Here is an 18320-nt window from a genome sequence, read left to right as displayed (position 1 = left end):
AGCAGACTCCCTCCCACAGGAGGCCACCGGCAATGACCCAAACCATTGAGCACCAGGAGCAGGAGGATGCCCTGCCCGATGGTGACACGCCCTTAACTCCCAAAGAGGTGGCGGCGTTGCGCGCCGACTTCCCCTACCTGGAGCGGCCGGCCCGCAATGGTGAAGCACTGGCATACCTCGATTGGGCCGCCACCAGTCAGAAGCCTGTCGGCGTGATGGCCGCCGAGTTCGACTTCTACGGCCGGTCCAACGGCGCTGCCGGACGTTCTACCTACCAGCTGGCCGATGAGGCCACCGCCGCGTGGGAGGACGCCCGCGAGGCCGTCGCGGGTTTTGTGGGCGCCCGCGGCAGCCAACTGGTCTTCACCAAGAACGCCACCGAGGCCGTGAACCTAGTGGCCCTGGCCATTGGACATGCCAGCGCGGGCCGGCCCGCCGGGCACGGCGGGCCGGCGGCCGGCACCGACCCCAGCGCCCGCCTGCGTGTGGGCCCCGGCGATGAGATCGTGGTTACCGTGGCCGAGCATCACGCCAATCTGGTGCCCTGGCAGGAGCTGGCCGCTCGCACCGGTGCCGTTCTGCGGTGGCTGGACCTGACGAAGGACGGCCGCATCGATCCGAGCAGCGTGAAGGTGATCACCGATCGCACCCGGATACTCGCACTGACCCACGTATCCAATGTGACCGGCGCAATCACCCCGCTGGCGCAGATCCTGCCCGCCGCCCGCAGCGCCGGGGCGCTGGTGGTGCTCGACACCTGCCAGTCCTCCCCGCACCTCCCGGTGGACTTCGCCGCCCTGGTGGCAGCCGGCGTGGACGCTATGGTGCTGTCCAGTCACAAAATGCTGGGACCAACCGGCATCGGCGCCCTGGTGGCCACCGAGGAGCTGCTGGACGCCATGCCGCCGGTGCTTACCGGCGGCTCCATGATCGAGACCGTCACCATGGCCTCCTCCACCTACATGCCCGCGCCCGCGCGTTTCGAGGCCGGCAGTCAGCCGCTCGCCCAGGCTGCCGGCTGGCACGCCGCCGTCGACTACCTGTCCGAGGTGGGCATGGGGCGCCTGTACGCCGGCGAACAGGCTCTGCTGGACCGGACTGTGCGCGGTATGGCGGAGGTGCCCGGCCTGCGTATCCTCGGTCCGGAGGATACGCATGACCGCGTCGGGGTGGTGTCCTTCACGCTAGAGGGCGTGCATCCTCATGACGTGGGGCAGGTGCTCGACGCCGCCGGGGTGGCGGTGCGCACCGGCCACCACTGTGCCCAGCCGATCCATGCCCACTTCGCAGTGCCGTCCTCTTCACGCGTATCCTTCGGTCCGGTGACCACGCCCGAGGAGATCGACCGCTTCCTTGACGCCGTCGCCTCCGTCCGCGGCTACTTCCAGAGGTGACCATGAACGATCTCGACCAGCTCTACCAGCAAGTCATCCTCGACCACTCGCGCGAACGCCACGGTGCGGGTGCTCTGGAGTCTCCCGATGCCGTCTCCCATCAGGTGAACCCGACCTGCGGTGACGAGGTCACCCTGGGCGTGCGAGTCGTCGCCGGACGCCTGGAGGCGCTTGGCTGGGAGGGGGACGGTTGTTCCATCTCTCAGGCCTCCATCTCCATCATGCACGACCTTGTGGTCGGCGCCGACCTTGACTTTGTGGCCAGGCTGGAAGCAGATTTCGACACCCTCATGCACTCACGCGGTCGCGGCGTGGATGACGTGGTACTGGATGAGTTGGAGGACGCCGCCGCCTTCGAGGGCGTCTCGAAGTACCCCAATCGCATCAAGTGCGCGCTGCTGGGATGGATTGCACTCAAAGATGCGTTACTGAAGGCGGGCGTTCCCCTGCACGGCGCCAAGGTCAGCTGATTGCCGGTCCTGGGGGCCAACGCCCGCATCGGCCCGAAAACTCACACATCCCGCAACCCCCACCAGGAGGAGTTATGAGCGAGATCGCCCAGGAAACCAACCCGATGGCCGCTCAACACGCGCCCAGCGGCCCAGCAGACATCGACGTCGCCGCCGTTGAGGAGGCCCTACGCGACGTTATTGACCCCGAACTGGGCATCAACGTTGTAGACCTGGGCCTGTTGTACGGCATTTCCATTGAGCCGGACGGCACCGTAGTGCTCGACATGACCCTGACCACGGCGGCCTGTCCACTGACCGACTTGATTGAGGAACAGGCGCAGCAGGCGCTGGGACTGATAGCCGACAAGGTGCGGGTGCAGTGGGTGTGGCTGCCGCCGTGGGGACCGGACAAGATCACCCCGGAGGGCCGCGAGCAGTTGCGCGCGCTCGGCTTCAACGTCTGACCCGCGGGCCAGCCGAGCCGGACCGCCGTCCGGAGGTGGGGCGCAGGTCGCGGCTGCGCACCGCCAGTACGCCCGATGCAATCCCGGCCCCGCCGACCAGCAGCAGCCAGACCGCTGTTGGCTGGCCCGCCTGGGCCAACAGGCCCGCATCCATGACCGACTGGGGCAGGTTCAGGCTGGGGCCGAGCTGGGCGATTCCCAGGCCGACGAGCAGCGGCGCCCAGGCCAGCCACCGCGCCTGAGGCCAGAGCCCGCCCAGCAGTGCAGTGATGCCCGCGCTGGCCGCTGCGGCGGGCCACTGCCCGGCGATTAGCCGCAGCGCGTCAGCGGCGGTGGTATCCAGTAGCGCGCGTCCCACCAGACCCGCCACCAGCGCGGCCGCACCGAGTGTGAGGGATGCGGCCACCAGGGAGACAAGACACCAGGCGGTCAGTTGTCGTGCCGGCCCGGTGCCGGTGCCGCGTGCCGCCTCAACCAGCCCGGAGCGCTCTTCGGCCGCGAAACGCCCCGCCAGCACCACTGCCTGCGCGCAGGCCAGGGCCGCCATGAGCACGCCTATATAGCCTAAGAATCCCTCGCCCGGGTCACCAGCGCCGAGCAGTGAGCCGAAGGTGCCGCCGTCCACCGCTCCCTGCCGGGCCAGCTCGACCATGTTCTCGCCCATGGCCGTGAGTACCCCGGCAATGACGGCGGCGGCCAGCGCCCACGCCAGCAGCTGGCCGCGAGAGAGTCGGAGCGCGAGCGTCACCGGGCCAAGAGCGTGCAGCGGACGCCGATGTCCGGACCCGATCTGAATCAGCCCGGCCCCCAGGTCGCGACGGCTCGCCGCGCCCGCCGCCGCGGCGAGCAGGACCAGCAGGGCGGCGCCCGCCACCGCGCCGGGCGGCCAGTGGTTCTCTCCGCCGGGATCCATAGCGCCGCGCAGTGCGAAGGGCGACCAGGCGCCCGCCCACCCCCACCCCTGGGTGGCCCACACCCCGTGCCCCGCATATAGCAGAGCCAGGGTCGTCAGCCCAGCGCTGCGCGCCCCGGTGGCGTCGGTGGTCAGCTGTGCGAGCAACGCTGTCGTGGCTGCCACCAGCCCGCACAAGCCGCCCACAGCGATCCCGTAGGCCGCTCCGTCCGCTGCCCCGACCCCATCTAAGGCCAGCAGCCCCAAGCCCGCGCCCATGCCGAGCAGCGCACACTGCGCGCCGAGTGCCAGGCAGATGCCGACCAGCTCGGCGACCGGACCAACGCCGCCACCGCGCAGCATCTCCGAACGCCCGCCGTCCTCCTGGGCGCGTGAGGCCGCCACCGTGCGCAGCACCATCACGATCCCCAGCAGCAGGCAGGTCAGCGCCCCAAGTTCCCAGACCGCGAGCTGCACCGCGTCGGCACCCTCGGGCAACTTGCCGTATAGAGCCGTCAGCGACTTGGATATCCGGCTCATCGCCACGGCGCGCGCCAGGTCTTCGGCAGTGGCGTAAGTGGTCGCATAGCTCGGGGCGAGTAGGGCGGTCAGCAGGGCGACCGCCGTCGGCAGGGTCAGCAGCCAGGCGCGTTCCTCGCGGGCGATGATGCGGGCGGTGCGCAAGGCGTATGGCATGAGTGTCGACGGCGTGATCATCGGGCCTGGCCCTCGTAGTGACGCAGGAACAGGTCCTCCAGGGACGCCGGGGTGCAGGTCAGTCCCTGGGCGCCCGCGGCGATGAGGGCGCTCAGCGTATTCGGGACGTCTTCGGCGGGCGCCGATATTCGCGTCACGCCGTCGGCCCCCGCCGGTGGGGCGTTGATGCCGTGTGGTAGTCCTGGTATGGCGCCGTCCGGCAGGCGGCAGGTGATCGTCGAGTCGCGCAGGTGCCGCAGCGCGGCCAGGGTGCCGGCCTCCACGGTGCGCCCGTCCTTGATGATGGTGACCGCGTCGCAAACGCGGTCCACCTCGTCCAGTAGATGGCTGGACAGCAGCACCGTGCGGCCCGCGGCGGCCGCCTCACGCACGCACCTTTGGAAAATCTCCTCCTGGAGCGGATCGAGCCCGGTGGTGGGCTCATCCAGGATGAGCAACTCGCAGGGCGCCGCCAGGGCCGCGATGAGCGCGACCTTCTGTCGATTGCCCTTGGAGTAGCTGCGCACCGGCTTGGACGGATCCAGACTGAATGCCTCGATCAGCTCCGCCTCACGGCGGCGATCGCGGCGGCCGCGCAGCGCGGCGAAGGCGTCCAGAGTCTGCGCCCCGGTCAGGGCCGGCCACAGCGCCACGTCGCCGGGTACGTAGGCGGTGCGCCGGGTGATGGCCTTCGCCGCGTGCGCCGGGTCGAGTCCCAGCACCCGCACCTCGCCGGCGCTGCGGTGGTACATGCCCAGCAGTACGCGAATCGTGGTGGACTTGCCGGCGCCGTTGGGACCGAGGAAGCCATGGATCTGACCGCGGCGTACGTTCAGGTCCAGGCCGTCGACGGCGTGCAGGCGTCCGAAGGTCTTGACCAGGCCGCTGATCTCAATGGCGCCCTCGGGGCGGCGGGAGTCCATTGCGGCGGCGGGCTTGGTGGCGGAGTCGTTAGTGGCAGAGTCTTTACGCGGCATGAACCCAGGCTCGGGTGTGACGTCGCGTCGCACTCAAGCGTGCCGTGTGGCGCTCGCCCGGCGTGTCGCGGCCCGGCGTCGGGCGACGGGCGGTGTCGGCCGGTACTGCGTGTTCACCGTGCGCGCCAGCGGGCGATCGCCTCGATCAACAGCCTCTCCATCGCCTCCGCCATCCGCGCATACCCCGGTTCCACCGTGGCAATCAGTTGGAACAGGGGGCGGACACTGGCAGTGTCGAAGTCTTCGGCGAGCTCCCGGCAGCGCTGCGGCCCCAGAACCCGTTCGAATCTGGCGATGTTGTCCGCCGCGCGCTCCTCGATCTGCGCATTACTAAGGCCCGCGGTGTCCCTGCCGTAGGCCGCCAGGGCCTCGGCGTCCTCACCGTCGTCGGGCTCGGGGAAGATCAGTTCGGCAGCGGGAGGCATACGCCCGCTGTAGCAGGCCACATCGACCAGGTCGCGCTCACGGCGCACGGCCGCCCGTGTCCGCTCATCGGGCGCGGCCGCCTCCAGACGGTCGAAGAAGGCCACCATGCGCGGCGGCATCGGGGAGACGGTCAAGCCCTCCTGCGCGCGCTTCAGCAGGCCGATCAGCATGTCCCGCTGCCGCAGCACCCCGTCCAGGTGCTCCTGTACGGCGTCCAGTGCTCCCGACAGGTCGGCGATGACGGTTGCCGCGGCATCCGGGCCCTCCTCCTGCTCGGCGGACCGGCCCAGTATGTGTCCGATGGCCTTCAGCGGGACGCCGGCCTGGACCAGCCAGCGGATGCGTGACAGGCGGGCCACATGGCTGAGGTCGTAGTCGCGCCAGCCGCCCCGCTCCTCGGGCACGGGCAGCAGACCCAGCGAGTGGTAATAGCGCACAGTGCGAACGGAGGTGCCGGTGAGCCGGGCTATTTCGGCGACGCGCATGGGAGGGGTCGTGTCTCCTTCGGTTGAGCCGAGGTGTCCTCAGGGCAGGGCGGCGGACGGGTCGGGGGGATCACAGGCGGGGCTCATGGGACCACCGTAGGCGCCTACGACTCCGCTGTCACCGGCCCAACAACGGCCGTTCAGCGCCACAGCCTGGTGCTGAGCCAAACCGCGAACCCCAGGACCGGGACGCAGCCGATCAGCGCCACGATCGTCTCCATGCCGATGACGAACAGGTAGGCGATCAGGCCCAACGCCGCCAGCCAGACGGCCGCGATGCGCAGAGCCGGTGGCAGTGCGGTGACCAGGTACGCGCCGAGGGCGATGAGCACCAGGCCCCCGGTCGCGAAGGACATGAAGTCGCCGCTGAACATGCTGACCGGCACGACCGTGCCTCCCCAGACGATGGTGATAATCCCGCAGGCGGTCAGGCAGATCCCGGTGATGGCGCGGCCGCTCAACCGGTTCTTGGTGTTGCTGGTCGTCATTTTGCTCTCCTTACGGAAGGTTGTCGGATGTGAGTGTTCGCCGTGAGGCGGGCATCAAACGTTGGTCGTCGAGGCCGCCAGAGCACGCCCCCAGGTGCGGGCGGCCGCCTCCTCGCCGTCGGCCAGGGGCCCCGACTGCCCTTGAACCAGGAAGCTCCTGATCGACGGTGCATCCCGGCCCCGCCCGCGCCGCAGGGCCTTGATAATCGCCTTGGCCGCCGAGCCGCTCAGCCAGCTCTTGGACGTCACGGTGTCAAAGACGGCCGTGGTGAGGACGGCCGGAATGGTGGTGCGCGCCAGCCATTCGCGCATGCCGCTGTTCGGCACGGCCGCACCGGCCTGCTTATGAGCTTGGGTGCGCGTGGCTGCGGTCGGTAGTCCCCGGTTGTGGGTAGGAGCTCCCAGAATCAGTAGGTCGAGCTTCGCGGGCAGCGAGCCTGGCGCTTGGGCGACGTCCTTGATGCGGGCCTGTGCTCCGGCATCAGTGAGCCCGGCGGCGACGGCCTCGGCGATCGCCCGGGTGTTGCCGAAGCAGGACTCGACGACGATGAGCGCGGTGGGTGCGGTGGGCATGGTTTCTCCCGGTTGCCGGCGGTGCCCCGGGTGGGGCGGACACACCCAGCGTCGGGTGTGACGTCACGTCGCACGCAAGCGGGTACCGGTTGCGATGGCGCGGTTCGGAGCCGCTGGCCGGCCCGGCGGTGAAGAAACTCCGAGTAGGGCCAAGGCTCACGGAACTGTGTGTCGGGAGTTAGGCACTGCCCGCCACCTTGCCAGTGGAGCCGCAGAGGATTCGCAGCTGCGCGTCGTGGGATGGAGGTCGGCACGCCGTAGGCCTCTGCCAACCGGCCGCTCGCGGCCGCGTCCGTGAGCGACAACTGTCCACGACCAACAGGCAAGGGAGAACAGGCATGACTGTGCGAATCGGAATCAACGGCTTCGGTCGGATCGGCCGCACCTATCTCAGGGCGGCTTTGGCCAACCACGCGGACGTGGAGGTCGTCGCCGTCAACGACCTCACCGACGCCGCCACGCTGGGCGTCCTGCTCGAGTGGGACTCCGTTGGCGGCCGCCTGGAAGACGTGCACGTCGACGGTGAGGCGCTCATGGTGGGCGGCCGACGCATCGCGGTCTTCTCCGAGCCCGATCCCGCCCATATCCCGTGGGACAGCGTGGGTGCCGATGTGGTCATCGAGTCCACCGGATTCTTCACGGACGCAGCCAAGGCCGCCGCCCACCTGGAGGGCGGGGCCAGGAAGGTGATCGTCTCCGCCCCCGCGAAGGGCAACGTTCCCACCTTCGTCCTGGGCATCAATGACGGCGAGCTCGATGTTCACGCCGCCGACGTCTTCTCCAACGGCTCGTGCACCACCAACTCGCTGGCGCCGCTGGCGCAGGTTCTCAACGACCTGGTGGGCATTGAAACCGGACTCATGACCACGGTTCACGCCTACACGGGCGACCAGCGCCTGCACGACGCACCGCACCGCGACCTGCGCCGCGCCCGTGCCGCCGCGGAGTCGATCATCCCGACGTCGTCGGGAGCGGCCAGCGCCATCGGAGTGGTCATTCCCGAACTGGAGGGGCGCCTGACCGGGGCCGCCCTGCGCGTACCGGTTCCCGTCGGCTCAATCACCGACCTGACCATCGTCGCCGGCCGGACCACGTCCGTGGAGGAGGTCAACGCGGCCTTCCGGGAGGCCGCAGAGAACGGCCCGTTGGCCGGGTATATGCAGTACTCCGAGGCGCCCATCGTCTCTCGCGACATCGTCGGCAACCCGCATTCGTTGATATTCGATGCCCCGCTGACCGCGGTCGTCGGCAACGAGGTGAAGGTCTTCGGCTGGTATGACAACGAGTGGGGCTTCTCCAACCGGCTCGTTGAGTTCTCCTACCGGATCGGCTCACAGCTGGCCGCCTGACGGCTCCGGGAGCACTGCCAGGAGCACTCGGCGAGGCGTGACGTCGCGGCGCCCCTGACGGGACCCGTCGTCCACCGGGCGGCGGGTCCCCTCAGAGCTGGGAGCCGGCCACGGCGAAGGTGTTGCACTGCTCCAGGGAACCGGAGGTCATGCCGGTGGTGAACCAGCGCACCCGCTGCTCGGAGGAGCCGTGCGTCCAGGTGTCGGAGTTGACGGTGCCGCGGGAGCGCTGCTGAATATGGTCATCGCCCACCGACTCGGCGGCATTGATGGCGGTGGCGATCTCCTCCCGGGTGGGTTCGACCAGGAAGGCGGTGCCGGTGTCGGGATCGGGAGTGGTGGCTGCGTAATGCACCCAGACGCCCGCGTAGCAGTCGGCCTGCAGCTCGGTGCGCACCGAGTCGGAGTCGGCGCCACTACGGGAGCGATCCGCGGAGTCCATGACGCCAAGCAGGTTCTGGATATGGTGGCCGAATTCGTGGGCGACGATGTACTCCTCGGCCAGCGGGGTGTCCTGAGCGCCGAGCGTGGACTCCATGTCGGAGAAGAAGCTCATGTCCAGGTACACGTTGGAGTCGCCCGGACAGTAGAAGGGGCCGACGGCGCTGGTGGCCGAGCCGCACGCCGTCGACACCGACTGCCCGTCCCACAGGACGAATCCGGGCTCGGCGTAAGCGGTTCCGGCCTGGGCCGGAAGCTGCTCGTTCCAGACCGCATCGAGCGACTCGGCGGTCGCAATCATGCGGCACTGGGTGAACTGGTTGGCGGCCTCCCCGCTGGTGCACATGGAGGTGTCGATCGTGGAGGAGGAGGTTGTGCCCGGGGCAGTGTCCTGATCACCGAGTAGGCCGGTGAGGTCCATACCGGTCATCTGCGAGAACAGGAAGACAGCCAGGACCACCAGCGCCGAGCCGCCGCCGATCGCGGCGCCTCGGCGGCCCCCAGAGCGAGTCTGTACCCGGTTCGGATCGAGTTTGATATTACGGTTGAAGGACACTTAACACCTCGTTGCCGGACGTTGCTGGTGGTCGTAATGATGGGAACTGGTGAATCAAGGCTAGCGGAGAAGGCAGCTCGGCAATGCCAACACCGCTCGGGGCTGCGGCCCGGATGAGGCGGTACGAGTAGTCTGGACACGTGCTGTACGAGCTGCTGTACAAGACCGTCTTCAACCGCATCGACCCGGAACGTATTCACGACGTCTGTCTGGAGGCGATCGAGGCCACCAGCAAGGTGCCGCTCGTGCGCGACGTCGTCCGGCAGGCCTTCGGGCGCCGCCCCGCCTTCCCCGTGCCGTCGGCGAACCAGGGCGGGCCCTTCGTGCGCCCCGTCCCCGGGATCCTCGGACTGGCCGCGGGCATGGACAAGAAGGGGCAGGCCGTGGAGGGCATGGACATGCTCGGCTTCGGCTTCGTGGAGGTGGGCACCTTCACCGCCCGTCCCCAACCCGGCAACGACAAGCCCCGCATGTGGCGCTACCCGACCATCCGCGCCGTCCGCAACCGCATGGGATTCAACAACTCCGGGGCCGACGAGGCCGCCGAGCGGCTGCGGCGACTGCGTTCCAGCGCACGCGGCCGATCGATCGTCGTCGGGGCCAACATCGGCAAGACCAAAACCACACCACTGGACCGGGCCGCCGATGACTACGCCTACTCCGCCGCGCAGGTCGCCCGCTGGGTCGACTACCTGGTCGTCAATGTCTCCAGCCCCAACACCCCCGGCCTGCGCGGCCTGCAAGCCGTCGAGGCGCTGCGCCCGATCCTAGCGGCCGTGCGCGAGGCCGCTGACGACGTCGCCCGCCGCCACGTGCCGCTGCTGGTCAAGATTGCGCCGGACTTGGCCGAGGACGACATCGATGCCGTCGCCGACCTGGTCCTGGACATGAAGCTGGACGGGGTGGTGGCCACCAACACCACTATCGACCACGACCTGGGGGAGGGCGGCCTGTCCGGCGCGCCGCTGCTGCCGCGCTCGCTGCAGGTCGTACGTCGGCTACGCAACCGGCTGGGGGAGGGCCCGATCATCATCGGCGTCGGCGGCATCTCCTCCATCATGGACGCCGAACTGATGCTCGACGCCGGTGCGGATCTGCTGCAGGCCTACACGGCCTTCATCTACAACGGCCCGGCCTGGCCCGGGCGCATCAACCGCGCCCTGGCGACCACCCCGCGTCCCCTGAACTGACCCACCCACCGATACCGGTCGAAATCACCAGCTCTTCCGGTTTGGGGCTGTGTTTGCCGAGTTCGGTCGTTATTACCATCGAGTTCGGTCGGTGGGACTGGCGGGTCGGGGGGAGTGTCCGGATTCGGCACGAACGATGTTCCTCGGCCCGGCGCTGCGCCCAGGTCCGCATGAATCCGCCGAGTCTGAGGGCGTGTGCTGGGAGGGGGCCCTTCCTTGTCCGATCGACTGGGACGTCTTTGGCTATGAGCCGGGCCCGCATCCACCCGCTACTCCCTAAAATCGGAAGAGCCAAAAAGCACCGAGACCGGTCGAAATGGCTGTGCCATCGACCGGTCTCGGGTTTCTGCTTCGGCGCGTCAGGCGGGACGCTGCTCGGGGGAGCGGGTCAGGGACGGATCGTGCTCGACGACGTCGCCCAAAGCCGCATCGATTGCGGCCATGATGTCCGCACCCAGCTTGACACCGGATGCTTTTACGTTCTCCTTCAACTGCTCGGGGCGAGAGGCGCCCACGAGTGCAGCGGAGACGAAGTCGTGCTGGAGTACCCACGCGATGGCCAGTTGCGGCATGGACAGCCCGGCGTCGTCGGCAATCGGCTTCAGCTTCTGGACGGCGGTGAGTACGTCGTCGCGCATCCAGCGGCTGATCATCTGCTTGCCTCCCTTCTCGTCCGTGGCGCGCGAGCCGGCCGGCGGCTGTTGCCCGGGCAGGTACTTACCGGACAGGACGCCCTCGGCCATCGGCGACCAGACGATCTGGCCCATGCCGAGCTCGGTGGAGGTGGGCACCACCTTGTCCTCGATGACACGCCACAGGGCGGAGTACTGCGGCTGGTTGGACACCAGGCGGAAGCCCATCTGGGTGGCGAGCTCCTGACCGGAGCGGATCTGCTCGGCGGTCCACTCCGAGACGCCGATGTACAGCGCTTTGCCTGAGCGGACGACGTCGGCGAAGGCCTGCATGGTCTCCTCCAACGGTGTGGCATAGTCGTAGCGGTGCGCCTGGTAGAGGTCGACGTAGTCCATGCCCAGGCGGCGCAGCGAGCCGTCGATGCCCTCCATGATGTGCTTGCGGGACAGGCCTACGTCATTGGGGCCCTTCGGGCCGACGGGCCAGTACACCTTAGTGAAGATCTCCAGGGACTCGCGACGCTGTCCTTTCAGCGCCTGTCCCAGAACCTCCTCTGCGACTGTGTTCGCGTACACATCGGCGGTGTCGAAGCTGGTAATGCCCAGGTCCAGTGCCGTGTGCACGCAGTCAATGGCGGTGTCCGCCTCCACCTGGGATCCATGGGTGAGCCAGTTGCCGTAAGTGATTTCGGTGATCTTGAGTCCGGAGTTGCCGAGATGACGATATGCGACCATGACTTCAGCCTAGCCCGGTAAGTACGCCCATGCAACAATATTGTTCGTTGACCTGCGCCGTCATATCGACCGAACTCGACGGTCATATCGACCGAACTCGACGAGGGGTGGGGCGGATGGTGTTCAGTCGACGTTCAGCCAACGGCCATCCTGCGTTCAGTCTGGATATTGCCTGCGGGCCACTTGCGGGACGGGCTGCCGCCACCGACGCAGATTGAAGCAGCGGGAGAAGATGTACCAGAAGATCATCCCCTGCTCCTGGACCTTGTCACTGCCGAACTTGGCGTACAGCCTGCGTCGCAGCTGCCGCCAGCAGATCACGGCGTCGCCGATCGCAACGAACAGGAACAGGTAGATAGCCAACATGAAGTAGTAGCTGATCAGGGGCCGGAGGGCGGACAAGCCGATCAACACGATCATCAGCAGCAGAGTCAGTGGCATGAACAACTCGCCCAGGGAGAAGCGAGCATCTATGTAGTCGCGGATGTACCGCTTGATCGGGCCCTTGTCACGGGGCGGCAGGTAGCGGTCGTCACCGGTCTGCATCGCCTGACGCTGGCGCTCCCAGGCCTCGTCCCGCTTGGCGCGCGCTTCACGCTTGGCGGCCTTACGGTCGGCGGGCACGATCGGGTGCAGGTTGCGTGACTGCGCGTCTTTGCGCTTGGGGGTGGGACGCCCCTTGCCGGACTTCTTGACGGCGGTGGTCGGTTTGCTGGCCGTATCGGCGTCGGCCCGCTCACGTTTGCCGAACGGCAGCTTCTCTAACAGACTCACGGGAACAGAGTAGCCGCTTGACCGCGCTACCCTGCAACTCATGATTACCGCCCAAGCCGCGCGCACGGCCGTCCGCGCCTCCTTCGAACGGGTGGTCGCCGATCTTACGGATCTGGTCGCCATCCCCTCCGTCTCCGCGACCGGACACGATCCGACTCAGGTAAGCCGCTCGGCCGAGCATGTTGCCGCCCTGCTGCGGGACGCTGGACTTCAGGCCCGTGTCAGCTCGGTTGCTGGCCCGGGCGGGCCCGGTCGCCCCGCCGTGCTCGCCCACAGGCAGGGCCCGGCCGGAGCCCCCCGGGTGCTGCTGTACGCCCATCACGATGTCCAGCCGGTCGGCGATCCTGGCAAGTGGCGACAGGCCGATCCCTTCACTGCTGAGCGGCGCGGGGAGCGGCTGTACGGGCGGGGCGCGGCGGACGACGGCGCCGGCGTGATCACACATGCGCATGCCTTACGACTGCTCGCCGAGCTGAATGACGGCGAGCTGCCCTGCTCGGTAACCGTGTTCATTGAAGGAGAGGAGGAGGTCGGCTCACCGTCCTTCGAGAACTTCCTGGGCGCCTACCGCGAGCAGCTGGACGCCGATGTAATTGTGGTTGCAGATTCCTCCAATTGGCGGGTGGGGGTGCCGGCGCTGACCACTTCGCTGCGCGGCGTGGTGCAGGTGGACGTGCGCCTTGATGTGCTCGATCACGCTCTGCACTCCGGCCAGTACGGCGGCCCAGTCATCGACGCCGTCACTGCCATGTGCCGTCTGATCGCTACCCTGCACGATGACCGTGGTGACGTTGCGGTTGAAGGGCTCATCTCCCATCCCCTGGCCGCTCCGGGTTCTCCGGAGTACTCCGAGTCCGACTTTCGTGCTGATGCGGGCGTGTTGGACGGTGTTGCGCTTGCCGGCACAGGCGACCTGACCGCCCGGCTGTGGACCAAGCCCGCATTGGCCGTCATCGGCATGGACGTGACTGCCCTACCGGTGGCGGGGAACGTCCTCGCCCCGTCCTGTACTGCGCGCCTGTCCCTGCGCATCGCGCCCGGTCAGGACCCGGCCGCTGCGCTCGCCGCCCTGGAGGCGCACCTGCGGGCGCATATCCCCTTCGGAGCGGTGCTCACCGTCAGTTCCGGCGAGATGGGGCCCGCGTTTGACGGCGCCGCGGATACACCTGCGGGACGCGCCGCCCACTGGGCACTTACGGAGGCTTTCGGCACCGAGGCCGTAAACATTGGCCAGGGCGGCTCGATTCCGTTCATCGCCACCTTGAAGGAGACCTTCCCCGAAGCCCAGGTCTTGGTCACCGGCATCGAGGATCCGGACACCCGCGCCCACAGTGAGGACGAGTCCATGCACCTGGGAGACCTTGAACGCATTGTTACGGCCGAGATCCTGCTGCTGGCCCGGCTCGGCGGCGCTGTTGCCGATTGACAAGGCGCTAGGGGCGGAACGTATGCGAGTGCTCGTGGCGCCGGGACCCATGTTCCCCGAGCCCGGCGGGGTACCAGTGGCTGGGCCTGAGCTGGGGCTTGACGCCCACGGTGTGGCCGCACAGATCGCCGTCGGCTGGGCACACGACAGGCCCGACGACGTCGTGACGATCCTGCCGCTGCCCGACGGCGGGCCCGGCACGGCGCAGGCGCTTCCCGAAGCACGGGTCGCTTCCCGCACCGCCCTGCACGCGGCGGGGCCGCTCGGACAGATCCGGGAGGTGGATCTGCTACGCCTGCAACACGCCGCACCGGCGGTAATGAGCAGCGCGCGCCGGGGCGTTATGGGTGCCACCTGGTTGCTGGACGCGGCCCGACTGCTGGCCCTGCCGGCTGACCGCGAGCAGGCCTCACTCGAGGCCCAATCAGGAACGACGGCGGGACTGGGGCAGGCGCTGGCCGCCGCCCTGCGATTGACGGCGCCCGGCGACATGCTTGTGGTTACCCTGGCGTCAACCGCTGTGCATGACGGCGGGCTCGGGGCGCTGGAAGCACTCGGTGGGCTGGAGTCTGCGCGTGCACTGATTGCCGGTCGCGAGCTGGTACTCGCCCTGGCTGATGACACCCCGTTGGGCGGTGTCTCGGGCGCAGGCCAGGCGCTGAGCGAGGTGAGCACATTGAGTGGGGAGCGAGCCCAGGAGCTGAACCTGAAAGCCTGCGCGGCGGCGTCGCGGATCGCCGAGCTGGCCTTCGCCAATCAAGGCGGAACCCTGCCGATCGTGGGTGCAGGGGCTGAGGGGGCCTCGCCGTCGTCGGTTGTTTCCCGGGGCACCGGTGCAGGCGGGGGAGCGGCCCTGGTGTTGCGCGCACTTGGGGCCCGCGCCCTACCCGGTCCCCGCGTGATGGCCCGGCTGTTGGACCTGGACGGGGCTGTCGCCGGTCAGGATCTGGTGGTAACAGCGGCCGGAGAGGTTTTTGATGTTGTTGCCGACTGCGTGGTCGCGGTGGTTGGCGAGGCAGCCGTTAACTCGGCGCTGCCGACAGTGCTGATTGCGGGGCGTATGGCGGCGCCGCGTGGCGAGCTCGCCGCGGCGGGTGTGGTATCGGCTTATTCGTTGGAGGGAACGGACGGCAACCGGGAGGGCGGTTGGAATGCCGGTGGTGCCGTCCAGCTGCGCGCGCGGCTTGTTGAGATGGGGGCGCGCCTGGCGCGCACATGGTCCCGCTGAGGCACATCATCGCCATATCAGCCGATCTCGATGGTTAATCAGCCGATCTGGATGAGGTGGGTGGGTCAGGGGAGGAGGGTGTGCGGAGCGGGGGCCGTGGACCCGCGCACGATCAGGTCGGGGGTGAAAAGCAACTCGGTGTCGGCCGGCTGCTCGCCGCCTATGGCCGCCATCAGGGTGGTGACCGCAGCCCGGCAGATCGCGGCAACCGGCTGACGCACGGTGGTCAGCGGCGGATTAGTCATGGGGATCAGCGGGGAGTCGTCGTAGCCGATCACGGACACGTCCTGCGGGACGGTCTTTCCGGAGGCGCGCACACCGGAGATGACCCCCAGTGCCATTATGTCCGAACCGCAGATGATGCCCGTACAGTCCTGATCCAGCAGCCGAACGGCGGCGCTGGCACCGCCCTCATAGGTGTATAGGGTCTCGACGATACGCAGCGACTGGTCCGGCAGATCACTATGCATGCCGTCCTCGTAGCCGGCTCGTTTACGCTGGGCCGGGACCATCCGTCCGGGGCCTATTGCCAGGCCGATACGGGTGTGTCCCAGGCTGGCCAGGTGATCTACCGCCATGCGCGCCGCCGCCCGGTCATCGGTGGCGAAGCCGGGAACCTTGATGGTGGAGGCGTTGCCGTTGATGGTCACCAGCGGCACCCCCCGTTCCCGCAGCCGCTGGTAGCGGGTGACGTCTCCACCGGTGTCTGAGTGGCGTCCGGATACGAAGATAATGCCGGCTACACCCCGGTCCACGAGCATCTCGATGTACTCGTCCTCACTGGTGCCGCCCGGCGTCTGGGTGCAAAGCAGCGGAGTATGCCCGCTGGGTGCCAGCAGCTGCTCAATCTCCTGGGCGTACAACGGGAAGATCGGGTTGCTCAACTCGGGCACGATCAGACCCACCAGGCCCTTGGAAGCCTGGCGGAGCGATTCGGGGCGCTCGTAGCCGAGTAGGTCCAGGGCGACCAGCACCTGACGGCGAGTGACTTCCGCGACATTCGACTTGCCGTTCAGGACCCGGGAGACGGTCGCGGTGGAGACACCGGCCTGCTCGGCGATGTCAGCAAGGGTGATGCGCTGTTGCACGATGCCCATCCTAAGGGGAAATCAGCGGCTGCGGCTGGTGAGTGTCCATACTCGAAACGGGGTTAGGCCAGGCATGCGTATCGCGCCTAGCGGTTACGGGCTGACTCCGTGGGTGCGTATCCGGGACGCAGCATGACGATCGCCGAGCCAGGGCCGGTGGCGTTTATGGTCAGGCGGCCGTCCATTGCGCCGACGACGGTGATATCGATGCCGTCCATCGCCTCCACGGCAGCGACCGCCCCGGCGGGAAGCGAAGCCAGCGGCAGATCCAAGCTGGTTCCCCCCGCTCGGGCCAGGGCCACCAGCACGTCTCCCTCCGGGTGGGTGCGCAGCCAGACCATTAGGTCATCCTCGGCATGCACCCAACGCATGCCGCCGCGTCGAAGCGCCGGCAGTTCGCGCCGGAGCCGCCCCAGCAGCCGGTAGCGGTCCAGCATGACGCGGTCGACCGGTCCCCAGGCGCCCCGATCATTCAGCTCGTCTGTGGGCGCGCTGCCCGGCGGACGGCTCCAGGGCATGGTGGTGCGGGAGTGCTCGCCGGTGCGCCCGGTGGCGCCGAGTTCGTCGCCGGAAAACACGGTTGGCACGCCGGGAGCCGTGAACAGTGCGGTGGCGGCCACCAGTTGGGCCTCACGGGAGCCAACCACGGTGCGGATACGCGGCGTGTCGTGCGAGCCCAGCAGGTTCATGGAGTGGGTCAGGCAGGTGCCGGGCATGCGGGCGGCATACTGGCGCACACCCCGGGAGACCGGGCCGGCCGGGATTCGGGGAATGCCGTTGTCAACACCCGGCCAGCTCAGGTTATCGGCGGGGTCGGGGTCGGCCAGCCAGGACCACAGTGGTCGGGTGAAGCCGTGATAGTTCATGGTACCGTGCCAGCCCGTTCCAGTCAGGTCGCCGGAGGCGTCGTGGCCGTGTTCGGCCACCAGCCACAGACCTCGAGAGGTTTCCGCCTCCACCTGCCGCATGGTGGCACGCATGTCTGCCGCGGCCTGATGAGCCAGGTCGACCATGCCGCTGCGTCCGGTCATATTGGCCACATCCGTGCGCCAGCCGTCGGCGCTGTAGGGCGGACGCAGCCAGCGGGCGGTCACCGAATCCATTCCTCGCAGCAACCGGTCGCGCATGGCCTCGGAGCGGTGGTCGAGTTTGGGCATGGAGTCCACTCCCAACCAGGTGGCGTACCGGTCGGGGTGACGCTCAAAGGAGTAGAAACCGGCCTCGGCGGACTCCGCGTCGGACACCGCCCTGCGGAACCAGTCATGGCGGACGCCGGTGTGGTTGGTGGTCAGGTCCAGCAGCAGGCGCATGCCGCGCCTGTGCAGTGCCTCCGACAGGCGGGCCAGGGCCGCGTCGCCTCCGAGCAGGGCATCGACATGATCGAAACTGGTGGAGTCGTAGCGATGCACAGAGCCGGCTGGGAACACCGGGGTCAGGTAGACGGTGTTCACGCCCAATCCCTGCAGATAGCTCAGGTGGTCGGTGATGCCGTCCAGGTCCCCGCCGTACCAGGCCGCTGCGCTGGGGTCACCGGCGACGGGCGGCTCATCCAGCCAGTGGTGCGATTGTGCCCAGGCCGGAGCGATGCGCTCCCGGGGTGGGATGCGGGCCGCGAAGCGGTCCGGGAAGATCTGGTAGCACACCGCGTCAAGAACCCAGTCCGGGGCGTCGTCAGCGGCCAGGACGCGAAAGTCAGTGGCATCGGGGACGTCATGATCGGACAGGCCTGCGGCGTGAAACCACATGTAGGGGTGGCCAGCGGCGGGGGTCAGCAGCAAGAAGCGATAGTGGTTGACCGGGTTGACGAGCCGGATGGTCGCCTCCCACCAGGTGCCGGCTTCGGAACTGGCCACCGGCCGGGCCGAGGATAGGTCCGGCTCTCCGTCAATCACCTGCCGCAGGACGATGCGCTCGGGCTGCCAGGAGGAGGGCACCCACAAGCGTGCGGTCAGCCGGGCTCCCGGATGCCGCGCGCCCAGGAGGTAGGCGGGGCCGGTGTCGTGATGGGGCTGGGCCAGATAGCGCGTGTGGTTCAGACATGTCATGACACGGGC

At 68.3% G+C, this 18320-nt stretch carries 17 protein-coding genes; 7 read left to right on the top strand and 10 right to left on the bottom strand.

The features are described from left to right. The first annotated feature begins 32 nt into the window (after positions 1-32). The 3 genes from CWT10_RS08710 (at position 33) to CWT10_RS08700 (ending at position 2310) form a co-directional block, all read left to right on the top strand. Entirely contained in the window at positions 33-1394 is a 1362-nt protein-coding gene (locus CWT10_RS08710) for an aminotransferase class V-fold PLP-dependent enzyme (RefSeq protein WP_103062736.1), read from the top strand. 2 nt (positions 1395-1396) lie between these two features. Continuing rightward, positions 1397-1864: a Fe-S cluster assembly sulfur transfer protein SufU gene (gene sufU, locus CWT10_RS08705; RefSeq protein ID WP_103062737.1), complete on the top strand. Its 468-nt coding sequence runs from the start codon at positions 1397-1399 to the stop codon at positions 1862-1864. 74 nt (positions 1865-1938) lie between these two features. Further along, positions 1939-2310 carry a metal-sulfur cluster assembly factor gene (locus CWT10_RS08700; protein ID WP_103062738.1) on the top strand — a complete coding sequence of 124 codons (372 nt, stop codon included), beginning with the start codon at positions 1939-1941 and terminating at the stop codon, positions 2308-2310. On the opposite strand, the gene CWT10_RS08695 is transcribed toward CWT10_RS08700, so the two are convergent. The 5 genes from CWT10_RS08695 to CWT10_RS08675 form a co-directional block, all read right to left on the bottom strand. Then, positions 2300-3919: a hypothetical protein gene (locus tag CWT10_RS08695; protein WP_103062739.1), complete on the bottom strand. Its 1620-nt coding sequence runs from the start codon at positions 3917-3919 to the stop codon at positions 2300-2302. The genes CWT10_RS08700 and CWT10_RS08695 overlap by 11 nt on opposite strands. Further along, complete coding sequence (locus tag CWT10_RS08690) at positions 3916-4821, bottom strand: ABC transporter ATP-binding protein (RefSeq protein WP_103062828.1); 906 nt, start codon at positions 4819-4821, stop codon at positions 3916-3918. The genes CWT10_RS08695 and CWT10_RS08690 overlap by 4 nt, the downstream gene beginning before the upstream one ends. Positions 4822-4988: 167 nt before the next feature. After that, a complete protein-coding gene (locus CWT10_RS08685) occupies positions 4989-5786 on the bottom strand; it encodes a MerR family transcriptional regulator (RefSeq protein WP_103062740.1) in 798 nt (265 codons plus the stop codon). Between the two features lie 140 nt (positions 5787-5926). After that, positions 5927-6274 (bottom strand): hypothetical protein, encoded by a 348-nt coding sequence (locus CWT10_RS08680; RefSeq protein ID WP_103062741.1) that lies wholly within the window; start codon positions 6272-6274, stop codon positions 5927-5929. A 54-nt stretch (positions 6275-6328) separates the two neighbouring features. Then, positions 6329-6847: a flavodoxin family protein gene (locus tag CWT10_RS08675; protein ID WP_103062742.1), complete on the bottom strand. Its 519-nt coding sequence runs from the start codon at positions 6845-6847 to the stop codon at positions 6329-6331. Positions 6848-7185: 338 nt separating this feature from the next. On the opposite strand from CWT10_RS08675, the gene gap reads away from it, so the two are divergent. Beyond that, positions 7186-8196, top strand: coding sequence for a type I glyceraldehyde-3-phosphate dehydrogenase (gap, locus tag CWT10_RS08670; RefSeq protein ID WP_103062743.1), 1011 nt, complete (start codon positions 7186-7188; stop codon positions 8194-8196). Positions 8197-8287: 91 nt separating this feature from the next. Here gap and ypfJ read toward each other — a convergent pair whose 3' ends face one another. Continuing rightward, positions 8288-9193: a KPN_02809 family neutral zinc metallopeptidase gene (ypfJ, locus tag CWT10_RS08665; RefSeq protein WP_103062744.1), complete on the bottom strand. Its 906-nt coding sequence runs from the start codon at positions 9191-9193 to the stop codon at positions 8288-8290. A 140-nt stretch (positions 9194-9333) separates the two neighbouring features. Here ypfJ and CWT10_RS08660 point away from each other — a divergent pair, with 140 nt between their 5' ends. Further along, on the top strand, positions 9334-10383 hold the full coding sequence (locus CWT10_RS08660) for a quinone-dependent dihydroorotate dehydrogenase (protein ID WP_103062745.1): 1050 nt from the start codon (positions 9334-9336) through the stop codon (positions 10381-10383). Between the two features lie 359 nt (positions 10384-10742). On the opposite strand, the gene CWT10_RS08655 is transcribed toward CWT10_RS08660, so the two are convergent. Continuing rightward, positions 10743-11750, bottom strand: coding sequence for an aldo/keto reductase family protein (locus CWT10_RS08655; protein ID WP_103062746.1), 1008 nt, complete (start codon positions 11748-11750; stop codon positions 10743-10745). Positions 11751-11906: 156 nt separating this feature from the next. Next, a complete protein-coding gene (locus CWT10_RS08650; RefSeq protein WP_233188096.1) occupies positions 11907-12524 on the bottom strand; it encodes a DUF3043 domain-containing protein in 618 nt (205 codons plus the stop codon). Positions 12525-12564: 40 nt separating this feature from the next. On the opposite strand from CWT10_RS08650, the gene CWT10_RS08645 reads away from it, so the two are divergent. Further along, positions 12565-13950 carry a M20/M25/M40 family metallo-hydrolase gene (locus CWT10_RS08645; protein WP_103062748.1) on the top strand — a complete coding sequence of 462 codons (1386 nt, stop codon included), beginning with the start codon at positions 12565-12567 and terminating at the stop codon, positions 13948-13950. Between the two features lie 49 nt (positions 13951-13999). Then, on the top strand, positions 14000-15178 hold the full coding sequence (locus tag CWT10_RS08640; protein WP_233188097.1) for a glycerate kinase: 1179 nt from the start codon (positions 14000-14002) through the stop codon (positions 15176-15178). 65 nt (positions 15179-15243) lie between these two features. Here the strand turns inward: CWT10_RS08640 and CWT10_RS08635 are convergent, their stop codons facing one another. Both CWT10_RS08635 and CWT10_RS08630 read right to left on the bottom strand, forming a co-directional pair. After that, a complete protein-coding gene (locus CWT10_RS08635) occupies positions 15244-16266 on the bottom strand; it encodes a LacI family DNA-binding transcriptional regulator (RefSeq protein ID WP_103062829.1) in 1023 nt (340 codons plus the stop codon). Between the two features lie 86 nt (positions 16267-16352). Continuing rightward, a complete protein-coding gene (locus tag CWT10_RS08630) occupies positions 16353-18311 on the bottom strand; it encodes an alpha-amylase family glycosyl hydrolase (RefSeq protein ID WP_103062750.1) in 1959 nt (652 codons plus the stop codon). Between the last annotated feature and the right edge of the window lie 9 nt (positions 18312-18320).

The sequence above is a fragment of the Actinomyces qiguomingii genome (assembly GCF_004102025.1).
Lineage (GTDB): Bacteria > Actinomycetota > Actinomycetes > Actinomycetales > Actinomycetaceae > Actinomyces > Actinomyces qiguomingii.
This window is presented reverse-complemented; position numbering and strand designations above follow the sequence as displayed.